Origin of the sequence: Streptomyces sp. NPDC058464 (assembly GCF_042721035.1) — a bacterium.
Lineage (GTDB): Bacteria > Actinomycetota > Actinomycetes > Streptomycetales > Streptomycetaceae > Streptomyces.
The window spans coordinates 1-24,614 of the sequence record NZ_JBHXMA010000016.1 but is presented as its reverse complement, the minus strand read 5'-3'; the positions used below and the strand labels follow the sequence as shown (position 1 = coordinate 24,614).

Here is a 24,614-nt window from a genome sequence, read left to right as displayed (position 1 = left end):
GTATTCGCCCCCGGCCCGGGCCCCGCCGGGGGGGGCCGGGGGGCCGGCGGGGGGGCCCCGGGTCCCGTCCGCCCGGGCCGGGGGGTGAGGGGAGCTCGACGAACTCCCCTCACCGGAGGCCCGGGTTCACAGGCGCACGATGACCAGGGCGGTGTCGTCGGTGGCGTCACCGGGCGGGAGCAGGTCGGTGAGCACGGCGTCGGCGAGAGCTTCGCATTCGTGGGTCTGGTGGCGGGCCAGGGAGTCCGCGAGCCGGGCGAGGCCCGTGTCGATGTCCTCACCGCGGCGTTCGATCAGACCGTCGGTGTAGAGCACGAGGACGGCGCCCTCGCGGAAGGCCGTGACGGCCTGGGTCCGGGGGCCGTGTTGAGGGCGGGCGGCCAGCGGTGGGTCGGTGGCCCGGTCCAGGAACTCGACGGTCCCGTCCGGCTGCACGAGTACGGGTGGGGGGTGGCCGGCGCAGCTGTAGGTGATGGTCTCGCTCCCCCAGTCGACGAACGCCGTGGCCACGGTGGTGTTCTCGGCGCCGTCGACGGTGCGGGCGTACTGCCCGAGGACCTCCAGGGCGCGGGCGGGGCCTTCGGGGACGAGGGAGGCGGCGGTGAGGGCGCTGCGCAGTTGTCCCATGACGCAGGCCGCGGACAGGCCGTGGCCGACGACGTCGCCGACGGCGACGGCGATGCGATCGCCGGGCAGGTCGATCAGGTCGTACCAGTCACCGGCCACGTTGAGGGCTTCGGCGGCGGGCCGGTAGCGGACGGCCGCCGGGTGCCGGCCGACCGGCTGCGGGGCGGGCAGCATGGCTTCCTGCAAGGTCAGCGCGACTTCACGGGCGCGGATGAGTTCGGTGACGTCCTCCAGCCGCTGCAGCAGCAGCGTCAGCCGCCCATCGGGTCCGAACACGGGAACGTTGGTCACGTTGAAATACCGCTCGCGCCGTGCCCCGGGCTGGTCGTCGTCCTCCATGTCGTAGCGCTGCAGCGCCACGGTGCTGCGCTCACCGGTATCCACCGCCTGGCGCAGTGACGCCAGAACTCTGAGCAGGAGAGGCTCGGCGGAGTCGTTGTCGGGGCGGTCCTCGGGCATGAAGCTGCCGACCACCTGCTCCCGGGTGAGGCCCCGGAGGCGCAGGAACTCCGCGTTGGCGTCCGCGAAGATCAGTTGCGGAGTCACCAGCGCCACCGCCCCGGGAAGAGCCTGGAACACCGCCGCGTAGTCGACCGCCGGTTCTGCCATGATTTTCCCGCTCACCACGCTGATCTCTGGTCTTTTCACCATACGAGCAGGCAGTCGCGGCTCGCACCATGAGGTGGGCAGCGTTCCCCCGCCGCCCCATGCGCCGAGATCCGACCGCGCGGCTGCCGTCTAACGCGGATACCGCGCGAGCCACCCCGGTGACGCACCAACCGGGCTGTGCAGGGCCGGCCCCTGGGTCATCTCCATCGCGAAGTCGTCGGCGAGTTCGAGGATGGTCTGGCGGCCCTCCAGTTCGGCCACCCAGGCCGGCGGCAGGGCCGTCTCGCCGTACTGGGCGCCGAGGAGGCCGCCGGTGAGGGCGCCCGCGACGGCGGAGGGCCCGGCCTGGTTGACGGCGAGACAGAGCCCGTGCCGTACGTCCTCCCCCACGAGCGCGCAGTACACGGCCGCGGCCAGCATCCCGTCCGCCGCCCCGTCCCCGGTCAGCTCCTCGACCCGGGCCGGGGAGGGCAGCCCCTGCCGTACGGCCCCGAGCGCGTGCTGCAACGCGTCCGACACCGGCTGGTGCCCGGGCCGGGCGGCGAGCAGGGCCAGCGCCCGCTGGACGGCCCCGTCCAGCGAGTCCCCGCGGGCCAGCGCGTGCACGATCACCGCGTACGCGCCCGCCGACAGACAGGAGGTCGGATGCCCGTGCGTCTGCGCGGCGCACTCCACGGCGAGCTGGACGACGAGCTGCGGCTCCCAGCCGACGAGCAGCCCGAAGGGTGCGGACCTGGCGACGGCCTCGGGCCCCATGTCATCGGGATTCTTCGGCGACTCCAGCGTCCCCATCCGCTCGTCCCCGAGCCCGAGCAGCAGCGCGCGGGTGGGCTCCCGCCGCGCGTACAGCCACTCCTCCCGCGCCAGCCAGCCGTCCTCCGGCCGCCGCACGTCCGGCCCCCAGTCCCGCTGCGTGGCGGCCCACCGCAGATAGGCCCGGTGCAGGTCGGTGGGCGGATGCCAGGCCCCCGTGTCCCTCCGCACCTGGGCTCTTATCAACCCGTCCACGGTGAAGAGGGTGAGCTGCGTGTGATGGGTGACGCTCCCGCGCCGCCCGTACCCGAACCCGAGGTCGACGAGCCCCTCGGCCCCGTAGGCCGCGCGGATCTCCTCCAGCGTCAGCCCGTCGACGGGCCCGCCGAGCGCGTCCCCCACGGCACCGCCCAACAGCGTCCCCCGCACCCTGCTCCGGAAGTCCTGCTGCTCGACCCGGCCCCAGACGGCACCCAACGTCGGACTCACCACCATGACCTCCTCACGGGCACCGTCCGTACATACAAGCGGTCAGCACTGTAATCGACCGGGAACGGTCCGTTCAGGGGACAGTTAGGTATGCGAAGTGTGGGTTGTGTGGCCCCGAGTGGCCGGTTTCAGGCAGGACGCCCCGGCGTATACGGCTGCACACCGGCGGCGCCCGGCCGGGGGCCCACGCCCGGCCAATACGGTGAAACCCCCATACTACGGATGTAATGCCGCATTCACGCGGCGAGCATGTCCCTTGAGCCGTTGACAACAACGTGGAAGGGACATCCATGGCCGACAGCAAGGCCGAGAAAGTCAGGAAAGCCGCCGGGTCGATCGGACTCGTGACCCCGGTGAGCGGGCCGGCAGCCCCCCAGGCTCCCGCGCCCGACGAGGTGTGGGAGCTGCCCGAGGGCAGCGCCCGGGTGTACTACGGCGAGGGCCAGAAAGGCGTGGTCCGGCCGGTCGTCCTGACCGACGGGTTCAACCTCGGGCCGACCGACTTCGACTGGCTCTACGACGGGCTGGAGAACGGCCGGTTCCCGTTCATCAGCGAGCTGCGGCGCCGCGGGCGCACGCTGATCCTCGTCGGGTTCGACGAGCGCAGCGAGTCGATCCTCCGCAACTCCGAGACGATGATGGCCGCCATCCTGCGGACCAGCGCCGAGCAGCTGGACGACACCCGGCTGCTCGTCGGCGGGTTCAGCATGGGCGGCATCGTCGCCCGCTACGCGCTGGCGAAGATGGAACAGCGGCGCATGGACCACCGGGTCGGCGTCTACGTGTCGTTCGACAGCCCGCACCGGGGCGCCTGGGTGCCGATCGGGCTCCAGGCCTTCGCGCACTACCTCGCCCAGGTCGACGACACCTACCTGCGGCAGATCAGCAGCCCGGCCTCGCAGCAGATGCTCTGGCGGTACCTGGACAGCGTGGACGGCACGCCGCAGGAGAGCCCCCTGCGCACGGAATTCAGGGAGGAGCTCCAGCGGGTCGGCGGGTGGCCCCAGATCCCCCACCTGCTCGGAGTGTCCAGCGGTCGCGGCAACGGCGTGGGCAACGGCGTCAAGGCCGGCGAGAAGACGCTGAGCTGTGCCGGTCCGCTCTTCGACGGCACGTACTTCCTCGCCCAGGCGCAGGGCGACCCGGCGGAGGTGGCCGTGCTGAACGGCGTCCTCGGCGGTCCGCACACGATCACCACCGGCGGCTTCCCCGAACTGGACGGGGCACCGGGCGGCACGCTCGAATCGTTCGGCCTCCTCGGCGACACCCTCACCGCCTTCGGCGAGCGCGTCGAGATGCCCCACCGGTCCGTGTGCTTCGTGCCGTCCGTCAGCGCGGTCGCCATCCGTGACCTGGGCGAGCAGAGGGACCTGTACGTCAACATCGACGAACTCCCGCCGGAGGAGTCCGAGCTCAACGAATACCTGCTCTCCTCGGACAACGACCCGCACGCCCTCATGACCGAGGACATCGGCAGGTGGGTCCTCGACCGGCTGCCCGACTGAGCCTCAGGCCGCTCTCCCCGACCGCTCCCGGCAGTCACGGCAGCGGCCGGGGAGAGCCGCCCGGAAGCCGCGTTCGCAGCCGTCGCAGTTCTGCATGGGGGCGGAGCGGAGGGCCGGCGGTGAAGGCGGTGCGGGGGCCCGGAGGGGGAGGGCCGGGGGCAGGAGGGCGCCGAGGCGGTGGGCGAGGAAGGCCGCCGGGTGCTTGATCGGGTCCTGCGGCAGGCCGCTCGTCAGGGTCCGCTCCACGACGGTGGCGGGCACGCCCCGCTCCAGCCACGCGGAGACCTCCGGCACCAGCCGCCGAACGTCACGTTCGGACAGCAGCAGGCGGGAGTCATAGGTCCGCAGGCGGGTGAGGAGGTCGGCGGCCGGGGTCCCGGGGGCGGAGGCCTTCGGTGCCGGAGCCGGAGCCTGCGGCTCGGCAGCGGGAACCGAGGCGGTCCCGCTCGGCTTGTTGTACGAGGTCGTCCGGGTCCTCACTTGCCCCGATTGAAGACGCTCCCTGGCACGCGTGAGGTATCCGTGTTCCTCCAGCTCGCGCAGCGCGGCGGCGATCCGGATCTCCCCCTCGGGGAACTTCGCCGCCAGCGTCTTGATGCCGATCGGCGCCCCGTCGGGCAGCGACTGGATGTGGACCGCGAGGCCGATCGCCATCAGCGACAACTCGGGGTGCTGGAGGAGGTGATTGCCGACCACCGTGAAGTTCTCGGTGTGCGGTTCATTCACATGGATGACGCCGGACTGGGAACGCCGGGTCTTCGCGGGTGCGGGCGCGCTAGGCTGCTTGTCAGTCATCGGGAAGGGGTTCACTTCCTGGGTGATCAGGCCCTCGCACTGGGATGCCAGTCCCGGCGGGGGCCGAAGCATGTGTGGACTTGTTGCGGCAGACGCTGCCGCACGAATGCCCCTCCGCGCCAGCTGAGTTCGGCATATTCACTCCGGCGGGTGATCGACGGGGACGGTAGGGGCGGGTTGGGTTCTTTCCCCGGTTCTTTGGTCTTTGACGTCGGGAACGCCCGGGTCATGGGTCCTCGCGACCCGGTGCCCCCAGCTCCGCCCAGACGACTTTGCAACCGGCCGGTGCCGCGTCCGTGCCCCAACGGTCCGCGTACGCCCCCACGATCAGCAGACCGCGCCCCGATTCCGCGTCGGCGGTCGCCGGATCGTGAAGGCACGGGACGCGGTCACCCCGGGCGTCGGTCACCTCGATACGGAGCGCGCGGTCGGCGTGCAGCCGTAGCCCCAGCCTGAAGTCCCGCCCCGCAACGCGTCCGTGCAGCACCGCGTTCGACGCCAGCTCGGCAACGACGGCCCCGACTGCGTCGAGGTCGCCATATCCCCCGCCGCCTCCACCGTCCACGTCCGCGACTCCAAGGACAAGGACAGGGCCGGGCTCGCCTTCGCCGACGCCTCGTGGGCCGACTTCGTGGCGTTCGCCGGGCGTTGAGCGCGGTCCGCCTCGGACGACCGTTACGTGACTGCCTTGCTCGCCTCCTGAGTCACCCCTCTCCGGCGCCGGCCATGCGGTGGCGGACCGCGGTCCGCTGCTCCCGGGCCCAGGGGTACTCCGGGTTCAGCGCAAGGGCGCGGTCCAGGTCGGCGAGACCCTCTTCGTGGCGGCCCAGATTGGAGAGGGACACGCCTCGGCTCGCGTATGCCGACGCGTAGCCGGGGTCGAGTTCGAGGGCGCGGTCGTAGTCGGCCAGGGCCTCCGCGTCGCGGCCGGTGACGCGCAGCGCGTCGCCGCGTTCGCAGCGGCCCCAGGCCCAGTCGGGTTGCAGGGTGAGAGCACGGTCGAGGTCGGCGAGGCGGCGGGTCTGGTCGCCGAGGCCGCGCCAGACGCGGGCGCGGCGGGCGAGGGCCCAGGCGTAGTCGGGCTTGAGTTCCAGGGCGTGGTCGAAGTCGGCCAGGGCCGCGTCGAGGTCGCCGTGGCGTTCGTGGGCGGCGCCGCGGGAGGCCAGGGCGAACTCGCTGGTGGGGTTGCGTCCGATCCCCTCGCTCAGGTCGGCCACCGCTTCGTCGTGGTGGCGTGCGAGCCGGTGGTGCTCGCCGCGCAGGATGACGTTCCACGGGTTGTCCGGCTCCAGTTCGACCACCCGGTCGAGGTCGGCCAGCGCACCGTCGTAGTCGCCCGTCCCGCCCCGGGTGACGGCCCGGCCGCGGTGGGCCCGGACCAGGGCCGGGTCCAGGGCGAGGGCGCGGTCGTAGTCCTCCAGGGCGCGGTCGTGCGCGCCGTCCCTGGCGAGGGCGTCGGCCCGCAGTGCCCAGGCCGTCGCCCGCCACGGCTCGTCGTCCCGGGCGCGGCCGAGCAGCAGCCGGAGCAGTCCGGCGAGCCCGCCCGCGGCGAGCGCCTCGGAGAGGTCGCCGCCCCAGGTCCGTACGGCCTCGGCGTCCGCGTCCTCGCCCGCCTCGGCCAGCAGCCGCACCCAGGGCCGTACGGCATCGTCCCCGTGGGCGCAGGCCGTGACGACGTCGGCGAGGACCGCCGGGAGCGCGGCGCGGGGTCTCGCGCACAGCAGGTGGTACGACTCGCCGAGCCGCAGCTCCCGCCACCTCTCGTCCGCCCACACCTCATCGGGGTGCAGGCCGGCTTCGGCCTCCGTGCGCCGTCCGCCGTACGCCTCGGCGAGCCGGGTGTGCCGCTCGGTCCAGCCCTCGGGTGAGCGCAGTCGCTGGAGCCGGAGCATCGGCGCCCGTACGACGTCGTGGTACTGCAACCGCCCGCCGCGCTCGGCGACGAACGGCATGGCCCTCAGCCAGGCGAAGAGCGCGCCCGCGTGGTCCCCGGGGCCGTCCACCACCGATCGGAAGACGTCCTCGTCGAGCCGTCGGGGGAGCGCGCCCGCCAGCGCGGCCGCTCTGCGCACGGGGTCCCGCTCCCATTTCAGGAACCGGTCGACGGCCGTGGCGCTCGGATCGCCCACGTCCCCGGGGCCGACGGGACCGGACTCGGCCAGGGTGGAGACGAGCACCGGAAGCCCGCCGGTCAGCCGCAGTACCTCGGCGACCACCGGTTCGTCCCGTACCCCTTTGTCCGCGAGCAGGCCCCGGGCCTCCGCCTCCGTGAACGGGCCGAGCGGCAGGTCCGTCCTGAAGTCCGCGAAGCTGCCCCAGCGGGCCGTGTCGAACGGGTGCTGGCCGGAGGTGACCACGACGACGTTGGCGGGGAGGGCGCCATGGCGGTCGGTGGTCATCACGTCGTGCAGCCAGGGGTCGAGGAACGGTCCGGTGCGCTCGTAGGTGTCGAGGAGGAGGACGATCCAGGGGACGGCGTCGGCCGCGGCCGACAGCTCCGTCAGCAGCACGGGGGTCAGTACCCGCTCGGGGGACAGCACCAGCTGGGCGTCCTCCTGGCTGCGGAAGCGGGCCCGGAGCCGGTCGGCGCCCTGGGCGAGCCGGTCCGCGTCCAGGGCGGCGGCGAAGGCGCCGGCCACCGGGACCATCCCCAGTCCCACCTGGGCCGCCCGCGCCACGGCCAGGCTCCCCGCCGACGGCCGCTCCCCCTCCTCCGGCCCGCCGCCCAGCACCAGCGCGGCCTCCGCCTCGTGCCGCCGCTCCCGGTGCGCGGCCAGCAGCCGCTCCAGTTCCTTGAACCGCCGCCCCTGGGACGCGAACTGACGGATCATCACAGCCATTGCCTCGGGGATGCCGGCCACACCCTCGTCGACGTACGCGGTCAACGCCCCGGCCTCCCGGGCGATCTGCTCCAACTCCCGTACCAGCCGGGTCTTCCCGACCCCCGCGTCACCGTGCACATGGAAGAGGAAGCGGTGCCGCTCGTCCTCGGGCGGCAGCTGCAGGTTCCGCCGGAACGCGGCCCGCTCCTCGACCCGCCCGACGAACCCGGCCCTCCGACGCCGCCCGATCAGCTCCTGCATCGACGGCCGTGTCGACCCCATCCGTGCCTCCCCCGCAGTCGGCCGACGCCAAGTCTGGCAGAGGCTCCGGCGTCCGGCCGGTCCGCGCGGCGACAGACCTGATCCATCGACGCCGCCCCCACGACACCGCCCTCAGCTGCGGCTCCGCTGACTCCCACGCCTGCGCCGGCCCGCCTCCGTATCCTGGCGGGCCTCCTGCATGACCGTGGAGCCGAGGTACCGGACGGCGAGCAGGGCGACCTCGAGATCGGTACGTCTCTCCTGGACCGAGTGCCCCATGATCTTCTCCGCCTTGCGGACGCGGTAGTGCACGGTGTTCTTGTGCACGATCTCATTGCTCGCCGTAGCGGTGTAGTTGCATCCGGTGGCCAGGAAGTCGTGCAAGGTCCCGCGCATCTGTGCACCCTGCTCGTCGTCGACGGCCAGCGGCCCGAGGACGCTCCCCACCCAGGCGCGGAGATCCGGGATGTTCTTGCACATCAACGCGACCGGGGCGACCTGGGAGTACGCGGTGAGCCGCGGCCCGGGAGCCGCCGCCGCGGCAAGCTCCTGCGCGCACAGCGCCTCCCTGTTCGTGCTGCGGAACCCCTCGATCCCGCGGTGCGGGCTTCCGGCGCACACCTGTGCGGCGGGCTCGCCCTTCTCCACCACACGGGACAACCCCTCCCAGGAGACGTCGCCCTGCGCGGCGAACGGCAGCCAGGCCCAGGCCAGCCCCTCGTCCCGGGGTACGAACAGCGGCCTGGCCGGGCAGTCGAGTTCTCTCGCGATCTCGTGGGTGAGCCGGTCGAGGCGGGCCAGTGCTTCTCCGCCGCGCGTCGTCGCCGGCAGCCAGGCCACCAGCCCGAGGTGACTCTGCCGCAGGCGGTAGCCGAGAGCGGCTTCCGCCGAGTCGAGGTCCACCTCCTGCTCGGCGAGGATGTCCCGCACACGCGCGGCACGCGTGGCGGTCCGGCCGAGCAGCCAACGTTCCTGCTCCAGGTGGTACACCTCGATGACACGCTCGGTGATGCTGTCGATGTAACCGAAGCTCACCTCCAGCATGCGCCGGTAGACGGCGGCGGAGACAGCGGCATCGGCTTCCCTGCGGGCAAGCTCGTCCAGGCACCATTGCAGGAAACGCCAGTGCCCGACCCGGTAGGCCCGGATCAACGCACTGACAGGAACATCCCTTTGAGCCAGTCTCCTGGCGTATTCATTGGCCGCGACGGGTCCTTCGAGATTCTCCAGGGAAATATCGTTCTCAAAGATGTGCAACAGAGCGGCGATGTTTTCCTTCACACTCGCCAGCAGGGTTCTCTCGACGACGGCATCCCCGCTGATCTGCGGGATTTCAACGAGCAGGTGCTCCCACACGTCGCGGCTGACCTCCGCGAGGTGCGACTCTACGTTTTCCGCACTCACGGACAGTTCCCGTGCGGGCTCCGGACTCTCCACGCCCATGCTCCAAAAGCTACGCCCTGCCTCGGCACCGCCGGGCGGCGAGCGAATTGGTTCCGTGTCACAAACCACGACCGGAAGGTGGTGCACCGTGCCCGACGTCCGTCCCGGTTTCCGCTCCTACCGTCGTTCTTGCCGTTTGCCGCGTGAGGGGAGAAATCCGGTGACCGAGATGCTTCAGGGCAGCCTCTGTGCACGACTGGCACCCCGGGAGACACCCGACGCCGCCATCGCCATGACCGACGCCGAGGGGACGGTGGTGGCCTGGACGAGCACGGCGCAGCGGCTTGTCGGTTACCAGGCCACGGAAGTGGTCGGCCAGGCCGTCTCCACGCTCCTGCCCCTCAGCCGCCGGACGCTGCTGGACTGGGCGTCGACCGAGGAATGCCTGGCCCGGGGCGGCTGGTCCGGCACCGCGACCGTCCGCCACCGCGACGGCCACAGCCTCAAGGCGAGCCTGCGGTTCTCCCTGCTGTGGGGCAGGGACCGGGAGATCCACTGGCTCATCTCCGGCACCGACATCGCCTCGCTCTCCCCGGTGGCGACCACCGGATGGATGCGGGACTCGCTTCTGACCCGTACCCCGATCGGCGTCGTCGTTCACGACCAGGACCTGCGCTGCGCCTGGACCAACGACGCGATGGAGCGGCAGGACGGCGTTCCGCTCGACCAGCGGCTGGGCCGGCGTCTGTCGGACGCGCTGCCCGGCAGCGAGGCCGAAAGGCTCGAGAGGGTGCTGCGACGGGTTCTGGACAGCGGCGTCAGCACGGTCCACGAACATCGCGCGTGGCCGCCGGCGGATCCGCGCCGTGAGCACGCGATCGCGGCCTCGTACTTCTGCCTGCAGGGCGCCGACGGCCGGGCCGTGGGGGTGTGCTGCACGAGTGTGGACGTCACCCTCGGCCAGCGGGCACGGGAACGCCTCGCCATCCTCAGCGAGGCCAGCACGCGCATGGGCAACAGCCTGGACGTGATGCGGATCGGCCAGGAGCTGGCCGACCTCGCGGTGCCCCTCCTGGCCGACTACGTCAACGTCGACCTGGCCGAGTCGATCCACTTCGGCGAAGCGCCCTTCGCCCGCATCGGCCCGCTGGACGACCGCCGCCCCGTCCTGCGGCGTGCGGGCCTGGCCTCGATCCGCCCCGGGGTCCCCGAGTCCCCGTGGGCGCGCGGCGAGCTGGTCGCCGTGCCGCGGAACTCGCCCTTCACCAAGGTGCTGTCCTCCGGCCGCTCCCATCTGGAACCGGTTCTGGACGCCTCTCCCGGGACCTGGTTCGACCGGGACCCCGACCGGGCCCGGACGACGCGCGAGAGCGGCATGCATTCCCTGATGGTCGTCCCCATCCGGGCAGGGCACGCCTTCCTGGGCACGGCTGTGTTCATCCGGACCGAGGAACCCGCGCCGTTCCAGGAGGACGACCTGCTCCTGGCCGAGGGGCTCGTCAGCCGGACGGCGCTCTCGCTGGACAACGCCCGCCGGTACGCGCGGGAGCGCAGCGCGGCCCTGACACTCCAGCGCAGCCTGCTCCCGCAGCGCCTGGTGCAGGGCACGGCCATCGAGACGGCCTCGCGCTATCTGCCGGCCGACGTGGACAACGGTGTCGGGGGCGACTGGTTCGACGCCATCCCGCTGCCCGGCGCCCGGACGGCCCTGGTCGTGGGCGATGTGGTGGGCCACGGCATCAACGCCGCGGCGACCATGGGCCGGCTCCGCACGGCGGTACAGACGCTCGCGGACCTCGACCTGCCCCCCGACGAGCTGCTGACCCACCTGGACGACACGGTCCGGCGGATGGCCGAGGAGGACGCGGACTCCCAGGACCCGACCCGCGTCACCGGCGCGACCTGCCTGTACGCCGTCTACGACCCCGTCGCCCAGAAGTGCACGGTGGCACGGGCAGGGCACCCGCCGCCCGCGGTCATCGACCCGCACGGCGAGGTCACCTTCCCCGACCTGCCCACCGGAGCGCCGCTCGGCGTAGGGACGGGGGTCCCCTTCGAGGCCGTCGAGCTGGAGCTGCCCGAGGGAAGCCGGCTCGCCCTGTACACCGACGGCCTGATCGAGAGCCGCGACCACGACATCGATGCGGGCATGCAGCGCCTCGGCGACGTCCTGGCACAGGCCGGCCGGTCCCTGGAGCACCTCTGCTCCTCGGTGATCGAGGCGGTGCCGACCCAGCCGCCGTACGACGACGTGGCACTGCTCGTCGCGCGGACCCACGCACTGAGCCCGAGCCGGACCACGTGCTGGGAGCTGCCCGCCGACCCGGCGGTCGTCCGCTGCGCCCGTACCCTGGTCACCCGGCAACTGGTCCAGTGGGGACTGGAGCGCCTGACGGCGTCCACCCAGCTGATCATCAGCGAACTGGTCACCAACGCCGTCCGCCACGCCACCGGTCCGATCCGTCTGCGCCTGATCCGGCACCAGGTCCTGACCTGCGAGGTGTCCGACACCAGCGACACCCTCCCCCGGCTGCGGCACGCGCGCACCAGCGACGAAGGGGGCCGCGGCCTCTACATCGTCGCCCAGCTCTGCCGGCGCCACGGAGCCAGGTGTCTGACGAGCGGTGGCAAGACCGTGTGGGCCGAACAGGAACTCGACCCCGGCATCTGAGACGTCACGCGACGCGGCTGTCGGACATCTCCTCCCTCGCTACGTTCCGGCAAAATGCGCGACCATGTCCTGAAGGGGATGTTCTGACGTATGCGCGGGAGTCGCAGATGGACGTCTCGGACGAACTCCTCCGCAGAGCCGACCCTTCGGCGCTGCTGACGCCGGACGGTGTCGTCGAGGCTCTCAACGCCGCGATGGCCACGGCGCTGGGCAGGCCGGAGGCGCATTGCCTGGGGCGTCGTTTCGACGCTCTGTGGCCCGCGGGCCAGCGCATGTCCGTCGAGAGTCTCCTGGACCACGCCGCCACGGCGAAGGCGGTCGCGATGCGGGTGCTGGAGTTCCCCGGACGGGGCGGAGCCCCCATCGCCTGTCTGATCGAGGCGCGGCCGGTGAAGGATCCCACCGGTGACGAGCAGCTGGTCTGGGTGCACGCCCTGGATTCGCACAACGACCTGACGAGCCTGCTCATCCCGTTCCGGCTGGTCACCACGGCCTCCGACCTCGGCCTGTGGATGTACTCGCCCCACAGGCACCAGCTGGAGTGGCTCGGTGGCGCACCCGCCCTGACCGTGGCGTTCCCGGAGCCCAGTACCTGCCTTTCCGAGGTGATGTCGGCAGTCCACTCCGACGACCGGGCGGCCCTGCGGCAGCTCCTGCGCTCGTCTTCCGTCCAGACCCCGTGGACGAGTCTGCGGTACCTCACCGAGCACGACGGCTGGCACCGGCTGGCCGTGCAGACCTGCCGGCTCCAGTTGGGCTACGGCGGCCCCGAACGGACCTTCGGGGTGGTCCGCGACGACACCAAGCAGGAGAAGCGCAAGCGGAAGGCCCAGGCCGCGCTGGCCGCCGAGCGGCAGCGCGCCAAGGACACCGCCGACTTCTCCTCCGCGCTGATCACCGCGTCCACGGAGCAGGAACTGCAGCAGGTCGTCCTGACCCGGCTCGCCGCGACCTTCGGTGCCAGCGGCGCCCTGCTCGCGGTCGTCGACGAAGGCCGCCTGCGCATCTCCACCGACGGCGGGATAGCCATGTCCGAGGTGGAGGTCCTGCAGGGCATGCCGCTGGACGATCCCGGCCCGGTGCCCGAGGCGATCCGCACCGGAAATTCGCAGTTCGTTCCTGACCGGAGGAACTACACCCACCGCTGGCCGGAAGCGGTGGACTATCCGTGGCTCGGCCGGCTCGGCCCCGACTACGCCGTCGCGATCACCCCCCTCAGCGAGACCGGCAACCAGCCACTCGGGGCGTGGGCGGTGTTCTACCACCGTGAGTACCGGGCATCGCTGGACGAGCAGACCCTCATGGGGACCCTGGCCGACCTGGCGGGCCAGGCGTTGCGGCGCATCAGGCTGCAGCAGGCACGGGTCGAGCTGGCCACGGCGCTGCAGCAGACCATGCTTCCCACGCTGCCCGAGCATCTCGCGGGCCTGGAGGTCGCCGCCCGCTACCGGCCGAGCCGCGACGGGCTGGACATCGGCGGGGACTGGTACGACGCCTTCGTGATGTCCGACGACACCGTCGCCATCGAGATCGGCGACGCCCAGGGGCACGACGTGGACGCCGCCGCCTTCATGGGTCAGGTGCGCTCGTTCATGCGCGGCATCGCGACCCACGAGGCGCATCCGGGAGCCGTGCTGACGTGCACCAACGACCTGCTCGTGACGATGGGCGCGACGCGCTTCGCCAGCTGCACCATGCTGCATCTCGATCCGCGCGACGGACGGGTCACCGGCGCCAGCGCCGGCCACGTTCCGGTGCTGTACGCGCGCAGGGACGGCAGCCACAGCGTGCGCGAGCTGCCGGGCGGGCCGGTGCTGGGAGTCGTGCCCGACACCGACTACCAGGAGGAGACCTTCACCCTCGACAAGGGCAGTGCGCTGGTCATGCTCACCGACGGTGTGGTCGAGGGACCGGGCCTCACGCTGGACGCCGGACTGGAGCGAGCCGGGTCCCTGGCCGGAGCGGCCCTCCACGACGGACTGGACGCCGAGGGGACCGCCGACCGCATCCTCGACGCCGCGGTCGCGGTGGACCACCTCGACGACGTGGCCGTCCTGGTCATCCGCCGCTCGTGACCGCGCTGCGGCCCCGTCCTCACCGGGCCGGCGCGGCCGTAGCCGGGCGGCGCGGCCGTAGCCGGGCGGCGCGGCCGAAGCCGGGCGGGGCGGTCGTGAAGTCGGCGCGGAATCCGACGAGTTGGGCGCTCCGTGCGCTCCATCGCCGAGGTCACCTGACATGCTGCACCCATGTCGACACCGCCCCCGCCCTCCCGCACGTCCGTCGAGGCTCCCGGGCCCTCCGTCAACGGGCTGCGCCTGCGGGCGCGTCGGGTGAACCGGGACGTCCGTGGGGGCGGGCGGATACTGAACGACATATCCGTCGATGTCGCCCCGGGGCAGCTCACGGTGATCGCCGGCAGCAGCGGTGCCGGCAAGACCGTGCTGTTGCAGACGCTGGCGGGGCTGAGCGCGCCGACCGGGGGCGAGGTGCTGCACGACGGGGCGCGACCCGGGCCGCCGGGGCCGGACTTCGGGTTCGTTCCGCAGGAGGACATCATCCACCGCGAGCTGCCGCTGCGCCGCACGCTGGTGTACGCGGCGGGGCTGCGGATGGCGCCGGGGACGCCGGCCGGGACCGTGCTCGACACCGTCGACCGGGTGCTGGACACCCTCGGTCTGGCGGAGCGGGCGGATACCCCGGTGCGCGCGCTGAGCGGCGGGGAACGCAAACGGGCCAGTATCTCGGTCGAGTTGCTCACCCGCCCCCGGGTGCTCTTCCTCGACGAGCCGACGTCCGGGCTCGACCCGGTCACCGGCGCGGCCCTGCTGCGCACCCTGCGGACGCTGGCCGAGGACGGCACCACCGTCGTGCTGACCACGCATGTCCTCGCCGATCTGCGCCGTGCCGACCAGGTGGTGTTCCTCTCCGCCGGTGGCGAGGTCGCGTACGCGGGTGAACCGGCTGCCCTGTTCGAGGCGTTCGGGGTCGGCACCGTGGAGGAGGTATACGAGGCGGTGGCGGGCGGGGCGCGCGTCGCACGGGCCGTACCCGAGGGCGTGGACTCCCCTGATTCCACGCCGACGTCACCGTCACCGTCGCCGCGGCCGCCGCGGGTCGGTGTCCTCGGGCAGTGGGCGCTGCTGACCCGGCGCGGTACCGCGCTGATGCTGCACAACCGGATCTCGGTCGCCGTGCTGGCGGGCTCGCCGGTGATGATCGTGGCCATGTTCGCGGTGCTGTTCCGGGCCGGTGCGTTCGACCCGGCGGCACCGGATCCTGGCTCCTCAGCGATGATCATGTTCTGGATCGCGTTCGGCGCGTTCTTCTTCGGGCTGACCTACGGCCTGCTCCAGATCTGCACCGAGCTGCCGGTGCTGCGCCGGGAGTGGCTCGCGGGGCTGCGGATCGGCCCGTACGTCGCCTCGAAGCTGACGACGATGCTGCCGGTGCTCGCGGTCGCGGACGCGCTGTTGCTGGCCGTGCTGCGCGCCCTTGACCGGCTGCCCGCGGCGGGCTGGGACACGTACGGGTCGCTGTTCGCGTCGAGCGTGCTGGCCTCGGCCGCCGCCCTCGCGCTGGGGCTGCTGGCGTCCGCGGCGGTGTCGGAGCCGGGGCAGGCGACGCTGATGCTGCCGCTGCTCTGCTTCCCCCAGGTGCTGTTCTCGGGCGCCTTCGTGCCGGTGCCCCGGATGACGGTGGCCGGGAAGGCGATCAGCTGGGCGATGACCAACCGCTGGGCGTTCGAGGCACTGGGCAGCGGGGTGGGACTGGAGTCGCTGTGGCGGGCGGGCCGCTCGCCGCTCGGTCCGCCGCTGCTGGCGTCGTACGGGGACTCGTTCGGGCATCCGGCGAGCCGCGGGTGGCTGGTCCTCGCGGGGTTCGCGCTGGTGTTCCTGGCCGGGACGTGGGTGATCCTGGTGCGCAAGTGCCGGGACGGGGCGGCGCGGAGCCGGACGGGGCGTTGATCCCCGGCGGGGTGATCCACCGTGCGGTGATCCACCGTGCGGTGGCGCGGCTCAGCAGCTCTCCCGGGCGGCCAGCCCGGCCGCCGTCGGCACCCGGTCCCGGTAGGTCTCCGTCACGAACGTCAGGAACGTCTCGACGTCCCCGGGCTGGGACGACACGCCCAGGGAGACCCGGACGGCGCCCGCCGACGGCAGCCCCAGCAGCTCCAGGTACTCGTCCAGGGAGGCGACCTGCGTGTCGGCAGCCGAGAGCAGCCGGGTCAGCGGCAGGTCGAAGGCCTCCTCTCCGGCGCCCGGATTGCAGAAGCAGCCCGTGCGCAGGGATATGCCGTGGGCGGCGCTGTCCCGCGTGACGACGCGTTCGTCGACGATCCGGCCGTCCGCGCCGAGCACGTTCAGCGCGACCGTGCCGCCGCGGTCCGCGTCGGCGCGCTCGGTGCCGTACACCCGGACCAGCGGGGAGCCGTCGCTGTGCCGCAACGCCCGTAATCCGGCGAGCAGTTGGGCGGTGAGGGCGGTGACGTGGGCGTGTATCCGGTCCATGCCGATGCCGTGGATCCAGGCGAGTCCGGCGGTCACGTCCGGCAGGGACAGGAAGTTGACCGTGCCGTCCTCGAAGGCGGCCTCGTCGGCGGCGAGGACGTGCCACTGGGCCCGGGCGCTGACGGCGTAGATGGTGCCGCCCGAGAACCAGGGGCGGCGCAGCTTGGCGAGGGCCTCGCGGCGGGCGATCAGACTGCCGATGCCGGTGGGGTGGCCGAAGACCTTGTACCAGCTGACGGCGGTGAAGTCCGGGTGGTGGCGGCTCAGGTCCAGGACGTTGGTCGGGGCGAAGGCCGCCGCGTCGAGCAGGACGTCGTAGCCGTGCGACCGGGCGGCTGCGATCCAGTCCAGCGAGTGCTGGACGCCGGTGAAGTTGCTCTGCGCCGGGTAGGCGAGCAGGCCGCCGGCGCCCCGGCGCGGGCCGGGCGGGGACAGGGCGGCCCGCAGTCGTCCCTCGTCGATGTGCAGACCCGGCACGTACACGGCGGTGGCGCCCCGCGCCCGCGCGTACTCCCTGAGGCCGTTGACCGAGTTGTGGTTGTCCAGCGACATGACGAGCCTGCTGTCGCGGGTGAAGGGGTACGCCTCACCGACCAGGCGCAGGGCGCCGGTCGCGTTCGGGGTGAAGATCACGGCGTACTCGTCGGGGTCGGCGTTGAAGTGGCGGAGCACCGCCTGCCGGGCCTCGGCCAGCAGGAACCCGGAGGCGCGGGAGGCCGGGCTCTCGGAGTGCGGGTTGCCGAACAGCCCGCCGGTGATCCGCCGGGCGCTGCCCATGACGAGGGAGCGCGGGGGAAGCCCGGCGCCGGTGTGGTCGAGGTAGGTGTGTCCGCCCTCGTCGAGGTAGCCGAACTCGCGCGCCCGCAACTCCGCGAAGCCGTCGGGCTCTTCCGCTCCCCCGGCGCTCGTACATCGGGCGGCGTCTGCCGTATCCATGAGAACTCCTTCGCATGAAACTTCGACAAAGGTAACCGCGTGCGAGCGGTTCACCGCGGCGCCACGACGCCGGGCTGCCCGCCAACTGCCGAACACGAGGCCGTAGTTGGCCGGGGCGGGGAAGGACGGCGGCACGTCCGCCTGCCACGGGCCCCGCGCCCTCTCACCCGCCGCCGTACCCACCGGGTTCGCCCTGTCCGTCGTCCGGGTCAGCCCCTCGGATCAGGAGGGACACGGAGGTCTTGGCACAGCCGGGAGCCCTCGCGCGTGGAGGCCGGACACACGGGCGCGGATACGCCCGTCACCCGGTTGGCCACTCGATGTGCACGGCACATTACACAGAGCCATTCTTGTTGAGGGCTCACTGCCACCCTCGGCAGCACCCCTCCCACGACGCGAGCGCCTTCACCAGCTGCCGCGCGAGCTGTTCAGGCATCGCGCGCATGTGCCGACCGCTGACCGCTCAAAGGCGCTCGAACCTGTCCTGGTGCGCACACCAGGACAGCCCATTTCATTCGCGACCCCGAAGGGAAATCCCCATGCGCGTCCGCATTCCCGGAATAGCAGGCACAGCGACTCTCGCTGCCGGCCTGGTGGCCCTGGCCGGACCTCCGGCCGGCGCCCAGCCCGACCCCGCCCCCTCGGCGCCACGGCTCGTCGACACCCGCACACCCTCGCTGCCGCTGCACCCTGCCGCACGTCCCGACGTACCGTCCACTGCCACGAAACGGGCGACGGTCAACGTTCTGACCTGCTCGGCAAGTGACCTGATCGCGGCGATCAACACGGTCAACCCAACCGGCGGTACGGTCAACCTCCTTCCGGGCTGCACCTACACCCTCACCGGCGCGGACAACGACAGCAACGGACTACCGGTCATCACCAGCGCGGTGACGGTCACCGGCTTCAACGACACCATCACCCGGTCGTCGGCGGCGCTCTTCCGTATCTTCGAGGTCGACGCCCCGGGGAATCTCACCCTCAACTCCCTCACCCTGAGCAACGGCCATGCATCCGGTGCCGGTGGCGCTGTCCTGGTCAACGGTGCCGGCTCCGCGCTCACGCTCAACGCCGCGAAGGTCACCAACAACACCGCCGGCTTCGAGGGCGGCGGCATCTTCTCCAACAGCGGCACCGTCAAGGTCAACAACAGCACCCTCAGCAGCAACACGGCGCCTCGGGGCGGCGGTCTGGAGGCCGACCGCGGCAGCCTCGTGTTCAACGGCGGCACGGTCACCGGCAACACCGCGACCAGCACCTTCGGCGGCGGCGTCGCCTCCCTCTTGAATACGACGACCTTCAACGCCACGCGCATCACGAACAACACCGGCGTCGTCGGCGGAGGCATTTCCGTTGCCGCGAACACGACCCTCAACAACACCCAGGTCACCGGCAACACCGCCACCGGCGCCACCGGCGCCGGCAACCTCGCCGGCGCCGGCATCTACAACGAAGACAGTCCTCTGGCCCTGAACCTCAGTCCGGTCAGCGACAACCACGCGACCGGAGCGGGCACCCGTGGCGGCGGTATCTACAACCGGTTCCCGGGCGCCGTGGCGACGCTGCTGAACTCCCGTGTGAGCTCCAACTCCGCCACCGACAACGCCGGCGGCATCTACAACACCGGCGGGACGGTGAACCTCGTTACGTCGAGCCAGGTCGTCAACAACACTCCCAACAACTGCGTAACCAGCTCGCCGGCGATTCCCGGCTGCCCCAACTGACCCACGCCCGACGAGTTGAACAGAAGGGTGTGAACGGCGGGGAGCGGGAAGGACGGTGACATGTCCACCTCCCACGCGCCTCGTGCGCTTTCGCTTACCGCTGCCGTTCTGACCGGGACGGTCGCCCTCTACATCGCCCTCGTCGCCTTCGGGAACATCACCGACTTCGGTACCAACCAGGCCTTCGTCCAGCATGTGCTGGCCATGGACACCACGTTCAAGGACGACGACCTGATGTGGCGGGCCATTACGAACAAGGGACTTGAGAACACCGCCTACGTCGCCATCATCGTGTGGGAGACGCTGGCCGCGCTCGTGCTGATCGCCGGGACCTGGCTCTGGGCCCGCCGTGACGACGCTCGCGCGCGGCGCGTCTCCACCTACGGCCTGCTGATGCTGGTGCTGCTCTTCGGCGCCGGGTTCATCGGGATCGGCGGCGAGTGGTTCTCCATGTGGCAGTCCAAGACCTGGAACGGCCTGGACGCGGCGACCCGGGTGCTGGTGCTCACCGGGATCGCGCTGGTCGTCGTCCAGTTGAGCCCCTCGGACCAGGAGGCCTGATCAGGAAGTCCGATCAGGAAGTCCGATCAGGAGGGATAGGGAGCCGCCTCGCGGCCCGCCCGGAGGACGGCCGTCCACCAGGACAGCTGGTCGAGAAGGGCCTTGGCGTAGCCGGCGACCTGGGGGTCCAGGGGGCGGCCGTCCCGCCACGCGGTGAAGTAGTTCGGGAAGGCCAGGCCGTCCCGGACGGTCACCGCGTGCAGCTCCGTGAGCACGTTCTCCAGGTGGAGCACGGCATGGCGGCCCCCGGCCGCGCCGCCGTAGCTGACGAACGCCACCGGCTTCGCCGCCCACTGGGTGAAGTGCCAGTCGATGGCCGCCTTCAGCGATGCCGGATAGCTGTGGTTGTACTCGGGGGTGACGACGACGAACGCGTCCGCCGCCGCCAGGGCTGCCGTCAGTCCGCTCATCCCCGACGGGCGGGGGTAGGCGTCGCCCGCGTGCTTCGGCGACTCGGCGGGCAACGTCAACGGGACGTCGTACGCCGCCAGATCCACCACCTCCACCTCGAAGCCGCCGTACGCGCCCGCCTGTTCGGCCACCCACCGCGCCACCACCGGGCCGAACCGGCCCTCCCGGACGCTTCCCACCAGGATCACCAGCCTGTGCGTTTCGTTGTTCATGGCCCTCAGCCTGCGAGCGCACCGGCGGCCCGGCCAGACCGTGCGCAGGCTGGCCCCGGCAAGGCCACGCTGCGGAACCCCGGTCCGCCTATCCTCGACCGTATGGGGACACCGCTGGGGGACTTCGTCCGGGCGAGGCGGGACAGCATCCAGCCGGAGGCGCTCGGGCTGCCCGAGCGCGGCCGCCGGCGTTCGCCGGGCCTGCGGCGGCTCGACCTCGCCGACCGGGCCGGTATCAGCGTCGAGTACCTGACCCGCATCGAGCAGGGCCGGGACCGCAATCCGTCGGTGGCCGTGGTCAACGCCCTCGCGGACGCTCTCAGCCTCGATCCCGCCGAGCGCACCCACCTCCGCTACCTCGCGAAGATCACCGGCGGCGAGTGCGTCGCGCACCCGCGGCCGGCGCCGCCGCGGCGCGAGGTGCGGTCCGCCGTCCTGGAGACCCTCCGTCTCCTCGAACCCGGCCTCGCCCTCGTCACCAACCGGCTCGGCGACATCCTCGCCCGCACGGGGTCGTACGAGGCGGTCATGGGCGGGACCGGGCTCCTGGACGCCGAGTTCCCCAACCTCACCCGGTACGTGTTCACCGATCCGCGGGCCCGTGAGCTCTTCGCCGACTGGGACACCGTCGCCGACGAGCAGGCCTTCGACCTCTGGCTGGGGCCCTCCGTGGAGAACAGCGAGTGGTTCACGGCGGAACTGGCGCCCGTCGCCGGGGCCGACTTCACCCGCCGCATGAACCGGCACGTGGTCCCGGCCCGCGGGGTGCTGCGGCTGCGGCACCCCGCGGGCACCGAACTGCGGCTGCGGCGCGAGACGCTCGACCTCACCGAGGACGCCCAGCAGCTGGTCGTCCTGCTCCCCGCCGACCAGGAGACGGCCGGGGCCGTCGAGCTGCTGCGCAGGCCACCGAGGCTCCGCGCCATCTCCTGACGGCTACTTGACCACCGTCACCCTGGTGTCCGGCTCCGTCCCGAACGTCCACAGGGCCGCGCCGTCCGCCTTGGGCATCCGGATGCCGCTGGTCTGCTTGCCGGCGGCGGGTGCCGGGGAGGAGCCGTCGACCGCGTTGGAGAAGGCGATCGACAGACCCGACTTGGACGCGAAGTAGAGAATGTGCTCGATCTGGACGCCGTCCGAGCCCGTCGTTGCCGACAGGGTCTTGGAGATCGTGTAGGTGCCGGGGTCCGGGCTGACGGTCCCCGGCCACACCGTGAACGTGCGGGTCGCCTTGCCGCTCGCGCCGACGGCCCACACCCGCTTGGCGCCGAGCGAGTAGACGATCCGGCGGCCGGTGCCGGAGGCCGCCGGCACGGCGGGGGCCTTCGCCTTGGCCGTCGGTGACGCGGAGGGGTGGGCGCCCGCCGACGCGCTCGCCGACGGGCGGACCGCCGCGGCCGTGGGGTGCGGCCCCTTGTCGGCCTGGAGGGCGAGGAAGACGACGGCAGCCGTCGCCCCGGCCGTCAGGCCGGAGACCCAGACCCAGGAGGGCAGCAGTCGGGCAGCCACGGGTACGCATCTCCTCCGTTATGAGGCCCCCCGCTCATTCGCACAGGGGTCGGATCATCGTACTGTGCGCTGCCCGCCCGCCCGACGGCTCAGTCCAGCACCGGCAGCAGCTCCGGCAGGTGCCCGTCGGAGGCCTCCGCCGCCCGCTGCCGTTCCTCCGGCACCTCGCCGTACAGCGTCGTACGCGGCCTCGCCGGACGCCCCGCCGCCTCCGCCACGGCGACCAGGTCGCGGACCGACTTGTACGAGCCGTACGACGACCCCGCCATCCGCGAGATGGTCTCCTCCATCAGCGTGCCACCGAGGTCGTTCGCACCCGAGCGGAGCATCTCCGCCGCACCCTCCGCGCCCAGTTTCACCCAGCTTGTCTGGATGTTGGGGATGTAGGGGTGCAGGAGGAGCCGGGCCATCGCCGTCACCGCCCGGTTGTCGCGCATCGTCGGGCCGGGGCGGGAGATGCCCGCCAGGTAGACGGGCGCGTTGGTGTGGATGAAGGGCAGCGTCACGAACTCCGTGAAGCCGCCCGTCCGCTGCTGGATGCCGGCCAGCGTGCGCAGGTGGCCCAGCCAGTGGCGGGGCTGGTCGACATGGCCGTACATCATGGTGGAGGAGGAGCGGATGCCCAGCTCGTGCGCGGTGGTGATGACCTCGATCCAGGTGGCGGCGGGCAGCTTGCCCTTGGTGAGGATCCAGCGGACCTCGTCGTCCAGGATCTCGGCGGCCGTGCCGGGGACGGTGTCCAGGCCGGCCTCCTTCGCCGCCGTCAGCCACTCCCGGATCGACAGGCCGGTGCGGGTCGCGCCGTTCACCACCTCCATCGGGGAGAAGGCGTGCACGTGCATGCCGGGGACGCGTTCCTTGACCGCCTTCGCGATGTCGAAGTACGCGGTGCCGGGCAGGTCGGGGTGGATGCCGCCCTGCATGCAGACCTCGACCGCGCCGACGTCCCACGCCTGCTGGGCCCGGTCGGCGACCTGGTCCAGGGAGAGGGTGTAGGCGTCCGCGTCCGTGCGGCGCTGCGCGAAGGCGCAGAAACGGCAGCCGGTGTAGCAGACGTTGGTGAAGTTGATGTTGCGGGTGACGATGTAGGTGACGTCGTCGCCGACCGCGGACTTCCGTACGTCGTCGGCGATCCCGGTCAGCGCGTCGAGGGCCGGGCCGTCCGCGTGGAACAGCGCGAGGGCCTCGGCGTCCGTCAGCTTCGTCGGGTCGTCGGCCGCGGTCGCCAGGGCCGCGCGCACGTCCGTGTCGATCCGCTCCGGCACCATCCCGGGGGCGGCCGCCTCCCGCAGCGCGCCCCAGTCGCCGTACACCTCGTCGAAGTCGTCGCGCCGGTCGGCCGTACGGCCCTCGGTGTCGATGGCGGTGTGGAGGTCCGTGCGGCCGGTCGCGACGAAGACCTCCTCGGGCTCCTGCCACGGGTGCCCCTCGACGACCGCGTCCGGCACCGCCAGGCCCGTCTCCGGGTCGGCCAGCGCGGCCACGTGCGGGCGCAGCCGCGGGTCCAGCCAGGGCTCGCCGCGCCGCACGAACTCCGGGTACACGCAGAGACGTTCCCGCAGCTCGAAGCCCGCCGCGGCCGACTTCCGCGCCAGCTCCTCGATCTGCGGCCAGGGCCGCTCGGGGTTGACGTGGTCGATGGTGAGCGGGGACACCCCGCCCCAGTCGTCGATACCGGCGCCGATCAGCCGCTCGTACTCGCTGTCGACGAGATTGGGCGGCGCCTGGATGTTGCCCGCCGGCCCCATCACCAGCCGCGCCACCGCGACGGCCGCCACCAGCTCGTCCAGCTCGGCGTCCGGCATGCCGCGCATCGCCGTGTCCGGCTTGGCGCGGAAGTTCTGGATGATCAGCTCCTGGACGCCGTGGTAGGAGCGGGCGACGCGGCGCAGCGCGAAGAGGGACTCGGCACGCTCCTCGTACGTCTCGCCGATGCCGATCAGGATCCCGGAGGTGAAGGGGACGGAGGAGCGCCCGGCGTCCTCCAACACCCGCAGCCGTACGGCAGGCTCCTTGTCGGGGGAGCCGTGGTGGGGGCCGCCGGGCTCGGACCACAGCCGGGTGGCGGTCGTCTCCAGCATCATGCCCATCGACGGGGCGACCGGCTTGAGCCGCTGGAAGTCGGTCCAGGACAGCACGCCGGGGTTGAGGTGCGGCAGCAGGCCGGTCTCCTCCAGGATCCGGACGGAGATGGCGCGGACGTAGGCGATCGTGTCGTCGTAACCGTGCGCGTCGAGCCACTCGCGCGCCTCGGGCCAGCGGTCCTCGGGCTTGTCGCCGAGGGTGATCAGGGCTTCCTTGCAGCCGAGGGCCGCGCCCTTGCGGGCGACGTCGAGGACCTCGTCCGGGGACATGAACATCCCGTGCCCGGCCCGGCGGAGCTTGCCGGGGACGGTGACGAACGTGCAGTAGTGGCACTTGTCGCGGCACAGGCGGGTGAGGGGGATGAAGACGCTCTTCGAGTACGTGATGACACCGGGCCGGCCGGCCTCCTCCAGACCGGCGTCACGGACCCGGGCGGCGGACCCGGCGAGGTCGTCGAGGGCCGCGCCGCGCGCCTGGAGCAGGACGGCGGCCTCGGAGACGTCGAGGGCGACGCCGTCCCGGGCGCGTTTGAGGGCGCGACGCATGGAGTTCTCGGTGGGGCCGGTTCCGGAGGTCGCGGAAGTCGTCATTCTTTGAGCATACGGAGGGACTCCGCCGGTTCAGCCGGGGCGGGGGTGGCCTCGGGGCTGCCGGTGCATTGCCGGGTGCGGGCGGAGGGTGGTTGCTCGCGCAGTTCCCCGCGCCCCTTCGGAGCGCGGCACCGCAGCGCGCCCCTCCAGGGGCGCGGGGAAG

17 protein-coding genes and 1 pseudogene are annotated in these 24,614 nt (G+C 72.2%); 8 read left to right on the top strand and 10 right to left on the bottom strand.

The genetic code is table 11. From position 1 onward, the window contains the following. Positions 1–126: 126 nt before the first annotated feature. Together ACFWPQ_RS21615 and ACFWPQ_RS21610 are read right to left on the bottom strand one after the other, a co-directional pair. On the bottom strand, positions 127–1,236 hold the full coding sequence (locus ACFWPQ_RS21615) for a PP2C family protein-serine/threonine phosphatase (protein ID WP_384036962.1): 1,110 nt from the start codon (positions 1,234–1,236) through the stop codon (positions 127–129). Positions 1,237–1,365: 129 nt separating this feature from the next. Next, complete coding sequence (locus ACFWPQ_RS21610) at positions 1,366–2,478, bottom strand: ADP-ribosylglycohydrolase family protein (RefSeq protein WP_384036959.1); 1,113 nt, start codon at positions 2,476–2,478, stop codon at positions 1,366–1,368. A gap of 290 nt (positions 2,479–2,768) precedes the next feature. Here ACFWPQ_RS21610 and ACFWPQ_RS21605 point away from each other — a divergent pair, with 290 nt between their 5' ends. Further along, complete coding sequence (locus tag ACFWPQ_RS21605; protein WP_384036956.1) at positions 2,769–3,983, top strand: esterase/lipase family protein; 1,215 nt, start codon at positions 2,769–2,771, stop codon at positions 3,981–3,983. Between the two features lie 3 nt (positions 3,984–3,986). On the opposite strand, the gene ACFWPQ_RS21600 is transcribed toward ACFWPQ_RS21605, so the two are convergent. Both ACFWPQ_RS21600 and ACFWPQ_RS21595 read right to left on the bottom strand, forming a co-directional pair. Then, positions 3,987–4,778: a helix-turn-helix domain-containing protein gene (locus ACFWPQ_RS21600; protein WP_384036953.1), complete on the bottom strand. Its 792-nt coding sequence runs from the start codon at positions 4,776–4,778 to the stop codon at positions 3,987–3,989. Between the two features lie 226 nt (positions 4,779–5,004). Next, a pseudogene (locus ACFWPQ_RS21595) lies at positions 5,005–5,304 on the bottom strand (ATP-binding protein); the annotation flags it as partial. Between ACFWPQ_RS21595 and ACFWPQ_RS21590 the strand changes: the two are divergent. Next, positions 5,257–5,430 (top strand): DUF397 domain-containing protein, encoded by a 174-nt coding sequence (locus tag ACFWPQ_RS21590; protein WP_384036950.1) that lies wholly within the window; start codon positions 5,257–5,259, stop codon positions 5,428–5,430. The pseudogene ACFWPQ_RS21595 and the gene ACFWPQ_RS21590 sit on opposite strands and share 48 nt — an antisense overlap. Before the next feature lie 52 nt (positions 5,431–5,482). On the opposite strand, the gene ACFWPQ_RS21585 is transcribed toward ACFWPQ_RS21590, so the two are convergent. After that, the gene (locus ACFWPQ_RS21585; protein ID WP_384036946.1) at positions 5,483–7,882 is read right to left on the bottom strand and encodes a tetratricopeptide repeat protein; all 2,400 of its coding nucleotides are present in this window, start codon (positions 7,880–7,882) and stop codon (positions 5,483–5,485) included. 111 nt (positions 7,883–7,993) lie between these two features. Continuing rightward, positions 7,994–9,391 carry a PucR family transcriptional regulator gene (locus ACFWPQ_RS21580; RefSeq protein ID WP_384036943.1) on the bottom strand — a complete coding sequence of 466 codons (1,398 nt, stop codon included), beginning with the start codon at positions 9,389–9,391 and terminating at the stop codon, positions 7,994–7,996. A gap of 82 nt (positions 9,392–9,473) precedes the next feature. Here ACFWPQ_RS21580 and ACFWPQ_RS21575 point away from each other — a divergent pair, with 82 nt between their 5' ends. The 3 genes from ACFWPQ_RS21575 (at position 9,474) to ACFWPQ_RS21565 (ending at position 15,880) form a co-directional block, all read left to right on the top strand. Then, positions 9,474–11,915, top strand: coding sequence for a SpoIIE family protein phosphatase (locus ACFWPQ_RS21575; RefSeq protein WP_384037408.1), 2,442 nt, complete (start codon positions 9,474–9,476; stop codon positions 11,913–11,915). 107 nt (positions 11,916–12,022) lie between these two features. Continuing rightward, the gene (locus ACFWPQ_RS21570) at positions 12,023–13,990 is read left to right on the top strand and encodes a SpoIIE family protein phosphatase (RefSeq protein WP_384036940.1); all 1,968 of its coding nucleotides are present in this window, start codon (positions 12,023–12,025) and stop codon (positions 13,988–13,990) included. 171 nt (positions 13,991–14,161) lie between these two features. Then, positions 14,162–15,880, top strand: a complete 1,719-nt coding sequence (locus ACFWPQ_RS21565) for an ATP-binding cassette domain-containing protein (RefSeq protein WP_384036938.1) — start codon at positions 14,162–14,164, stop codon at positions 15,878–15,880. A 51-nt stretch (positions 15,881–15,931) separates the two neighbouring features. Here ACFWPQ_RS21565 and ACFWPQ_RS21560 read toward each other — a convergent pair whose 3' ends face one another. Continuing rightward, on the bottom strand, positions 15,932–17,359 hold the full coding sequence (locus ACFWPQ_RS21560; protein ID WP_384036935.1) for an aminotransferase class V-fold PLP-dependent enzyme: 1,428 nt from the start codon (positions 17,357–17,359) through the stop codon (positions 15,932–15,934). A 539-nt stretch (positions 17,360–17,898) separates the two neighbouring features. Here ACFWPQ_RS21560 and ACFWPQ_RS21555 point away from each other — a divergent pair. Together ACFWPQ_RS21555 and ACFWPQ_RS21550 are read left to right on the top strand one after the other, a co-directional pair. Continuing rightward, complete coding sequence (locus ACFWPQ_RS21555; RefSeq protein WP_384036932.1) at positions 17,899–19,083, top strand: hypothetical protein; 1,185 nt, start codon at positions 17,899–17,901, stop codon at positions 19,081–19,083. A gap of 60 nt (positions 19,084–19,143) precedes the next feature. Next, positions 19,144–19,644: a DUF2165 domain-containing protein gene (locus ACFWPQ_RS21550; protein WP_384036930.1), complete on the top strand. Its 501-nt coding sequence runs from the start codon at positions 19,144–19,146 to the stop codon at positions 19,642–19,644. 26 nt (positions 19,645–19,670) lie between these two features. On the opposite strand, the gene ACFWPQ_RS21545 is transcribed toward ACFWPQ_RS21550, so the two are convergent. Then, a complete protein-coding gene (locus tag ACFWPQ_RS21545; protein WP_384036928.1) occupies positions 19,671–20,267 on the bottom strand; it encodes an NADPH-dependent FMN reductase in 597 nt (198 codons plus the stop codon). Between the two features lie 102 nt (positions 20,268–20,369). On the opposite strand from ACFWPQ_RS21545, the gene ACFWPQ_RS21540 reads away from it, so the two are divergent. Then, on the top strand, positions 20,370–21,200 hold the full coding sequence (locus ACFWPQ_RS21540) for a helix-turn-helix domain-containing protein (protein WP_384036926.1): 831 nt from the start codon (positions 20,370–20,372) through the stop codon (positions 21,198–21,200). Positions 21,201–21,203: 3 nt separating this feature from the next. Here ACFWPQ_RS21540 and ACFWPQ_RS21535 read toward each other — a convergent pair whose 3' ends face one another. Both ACFWPQ_RS21535 and ACFWPQ_RS21530 read right to left on the bottom strand, forming a co-directional pair. Further along, a complete protein-coding gene (locus tag ACFWPQ_RS21535; RefSeq protein ID WP_384036923.1) occupies positions 21,204–21,776 on the bottom strand; it encodes a hypothetical protein in 573 nt (190 codons plus the stop codon). A gap of 89 nt (positions 21,777–21,865) precedes the next feature. After that, complete coding sequence (locus tag ACFWPQ_RS21530; RefSeq protein WP_384036921.1) at positions 21,866–24,451, bottom strand: bifunctional FO biosynthesis protein CofGH; 2,586 nt, start codon at positions 24,449–24,451, stop codon at positions 21,866–21,868. Between the last annotated feature and the right edge of the window lie 163 nt (positions 24,452–24,614).